We start from the raw sequence: 3,005 nt of genomic DNA, 5'->3' as shown, positions 1-3,005 counted from the left end.
CCCTACAGAGTCACATCGCCTGTGACGTTGCCAAATACCGTACCACCCGTCACTTGACCAATCACCTGGTTCTGATTGCCTGTCACATGCTGAACAATTTGTGTCCCAGGTGTGCCATCTGGAGCATCTTCCTCCATAATCTTGGCGATCGCCTCTGCCAGACCAGGGTCAGCTTCTAGAATCTTCTTGAGCTGCACCCGTAATGCTGCTTGTGAGTCTGCATCATCCGGTGCTTTTGCCACATCCTCGACCGCTTCCTTGGCAGATTCCTTCGCCTCCACTTTCGGATGCAGCTTATCCCAAATGGCTTTGGCTTTGTCCAGTGCCTTTTCGGTTAACTTCGTGCCTGCTGTCTCTCCAGACTTTGCAGCAGCACCCTCTAAAACTTTGCCACCTAACTTTATCAAGGCGGGGAGGAAGGGAGCGAGAAACGCTGTTAGGGTAGCGGGGTCCATGAGCATCTCCTCAAACAAGCAGGGTGTATTTACGATTCAGATGAGCAGTGAATCTGCACAATCGATGCTAGGAAAAATACGGTGGGCATCGCTCTTAGCGTAACTCACCGCCACTTACCAGGTGCAAGAGTACGCACACAACTACAGACCCTCTTAAGGTTCATAAGCCGATTGCTGCTCATTTTCTACGCTGGATCACCTTTAGCATGAACCAGGTAGTTGCAGTCACAAGATGACCAATGCCACCAGCTAATAACTCGCTAGTGGATTGAAGCCAGGAAGAAATATAGGCGGCTTCAATACGGCTTTGTTGCATGACGAGGGATTGCGGAAGGGTGGCAGGCCGTCACTGCACAGTCCCGAGTTGACACGTTGCTAATTATCACTCTACCAACCTAATTCCACGGAAAATCAGCGTTCCTACATTAGGAAATCATTTTTCCTACACTCAGAAGCTCATGAAATAACCTGATGCTTTCTTTGATTTGCCTAAACTCTCATCAGACAAACATTACAGGCTGAGATGAGTGCCTTTAAAGTAAGATTTCCAAGTCTTATGTTTTTATCTATTTCCTTGAGATTCCAGGACAGCATTTCCATTGGAGACCCCTGTTTTCAGGACCAATACGTTCAGTACTACCGGGAAGGGCGGACACGAGCCATTGATGATATCCACCAGGGAGTACTGGCCCCCTGTCACATCGATTTGCTTGCCAGATTCGAAGTACGAGCTAATCTCGTCGTCCCAATTCTACAAAGGGAAACTTTGTGGGGGTTGCTCATTGCTCATCAATGTGGGCAGCCAAGACACTGGCAACAAATAGAGATGGGGCTGCTCAAGCGGATTGCAATCCAACTGGGTATCGCGATCGAGCGGGCAGAACTTTATTCCAAGTAGTTATATATTGACATTCATTCCATCAGGCACCTGAACTAAAGCGATCGCTGAGCAGTACGAATGCATGTATGGAGGTAAGCCTTGGATCGCAGGGCTATTAGCCAAAATTGGGGCTGGGGAATTGCTAGTGGTGCCCGCGCCACCAAAGGCAAGGGATAGGGAGTGAGACTTTACTAACTCTTTACTGCGATTGCGTTAGTTGTCTGTAGAGATTGGGAGCCCTAGAAATGGCCTTTTACTCTAGACCCAATGAAAAAAGCCTCCATCTGGATTGCCTCCATACTTGTAGCCCTCTCTCCTACAGCTGCTATGGCATCGAGTTATGTTAGCGCCAATGGTTCAACCCGACTGCTGCTAGATGAAAAAAACTGGTATGGCGAATATCAAACCCAAATTAATGGGAAAGTTTGGGCGGGCGAGATAACTCCCGGTAGAATTTTAGGGCACACTGGCAATCGCGCAATGTACAGCTCCTTTAAGGATAATCCAGGTGTGGTGCTGGAAAGTCCGGACGAGGTGAATAGCTTTTGCAGTGGTGGTTTTACCGCAATTCAAACGGTGGAGAATGGTCGTTATGTCTTGAAGGCCCGTTGGAGCGCCAGCGAAGGAAAAAACTGTCCAGGAGTTGGTCAACCTATCACATTGCGATTGGTAGAAGCATTGCCTATTGCTGACAAGAAGGGTGATTATTTCTTCGAAAATTCCAAGGAGTGGTACGGCCTTCCTAATGGACAAAATGAATTTCATACTTGGGATCTTTGGCAGGTAGTAGATGCCAGTGGACCATTAAGTTGTCGGGTGAAACCTAACGGTAAAATCATGAAGACTTATCGACGGGGCGATCGCATTACTGCTGGCTACGATGGTCGAGGACATGCCAGCGCGATTTTGGGTGCTGACAACAAAGAAACACATCCAAGTGCATTAAATCCGTCAAGCATTAAAGGTGCCCCCTGGATGCGAACTAGTGACAAATGTTTTGTTCGCGCTAATCGTCAATATATTCAACCCCTGTCAGGATCAAAAATTTGACCGTTTGCTAACTCATCCGAAGCACAAAAGATCTTGTATGACGTTGCAATGGGAGTTGTAGCTCTCAGGTTGGTCTTTGTATAACCACGAAAGCCTTTGCAGTTTCAACCCTCACCATCACGTTCCCCATGTGGGCACAGTATCTCTGGTCCCAATTATTCACAGTAGAAGTTTGTGTGAGCCCAAAACCAATCGGCGCGATCGTCAAAGCGCGGGGCGTTGCTTGTAGAACAAAGGAGCTATAGCACTATGAAAAATATGAATCGATTTTTGGCCTTAGCAGCGGCGATCGCCATCTTCTCCCCCTCCCCACTCCTAGCCCAAACCAAACAAACAGGCACTGTCATTAGCACAGGGGATGGAGACACACTGCGCGTTCAAGTGAATGGAAAGCCTGTCACTGTGAGGCTCGCCTGCATAGACGCGCCGGAGGCTAACCAAGCTGGAGGGAAGGAAGCAGCAACACGTCTCAGCCAATTTCTACCCAGGAATCAGGGTGTGCAGTTGCGAGTGGTAGAAATAGACCCTTACCGTCGCACTGTAGCCGAGGTATTCAAAAACGGGCAGTCGGTGGATCTGCAGATGGTGCACGAGGGGAGAGCCGTAGTTTATCGGCAGTA

4 protein-coding genes are annotated in these 3,005 nt (G+C 48.6%); 3 read left to right on the top strand and 1 reads right to left on the bottom strand.

Going from position 1 to position 3,005, the window contains the following annotated elements; translation table 11 throughout:
• Window positions 1-2: 2 nt before the first annotated feature.
• Entirely contained in the window at window positions 3-455 is a 453-nt protein-coding gene (locus tag NDA01_RS31690; protein ID WP_348231184.1) for a hypothetical protein, read from the bottom strand.
• 499 nt (window positions 456-954) lie between these two features.
• Between NDA01_RS31690 and NDA01_RS31685 the strand changes: the two genes are divergently transcribed.
• From NDA01_RS31685 to NDA01_RS31675, 3 genes are all read left to right on the top strand, one after another.
• Window positions 955-1,353: a GAF domain-containing protein gene (locus NDA01_RS31685; RefSeq protein WP_348231185.1), complete on the top strand. Its 399-nt coding sequence runs from the start codon at window positions 955-957 to the stop codon at window positions 1,351-1,353.
• Between the two features lie 309 nt (window positions 1,354-1,662).
• Window positions 1,663-2,385, top strand: coding sequence for a hypothetical protein (locus NDA01_RS31680; protein ID WP_348231183.1), 723 nt, complete (start codon window positions 1,663-1,665; stop codon window positions 2,383-2,385).
• 249 nt (window positions 2,386-2,634) lie between these two features.
• Window positions 2,635-3,005 (top strand): thermonuclease family protein (locus tag NDA01_RS31675; protein WP_348231182.1); only part of this gene is annotated, 371 nt, incomplete at its 3' end.

It is taken from the genome of Trichocoleus desertorum AS-A10, from assembly GCF_039962155.1.
Classification (GTDB): Bacteria; Cyanobacteriota; Cyanobacteriia; order FACHB-46; family FACHB-46; genus Trichocoleus.
Note: the sequence above shows the minus strand (reverse complement) of the source record. Positions and strands in the feature narration are given on the sequence as shown.

Coding starts and splice junctions, on each gene's coding strand:
- NDA01_RS31690 (WP_348231184.1), bottom strand. CDS start 455: ATGGACCCCGCTACCCTAACAGCGTTTCTCGCTCCCTTCCTCCCCGCC.
- NDA01_RS31680 (WP_348231183.1), top strand. CDS start 1,663: ATGGCATCGAGTTATGTTAGCGCCAATGGTTCAACCCGACTGCTGCTA.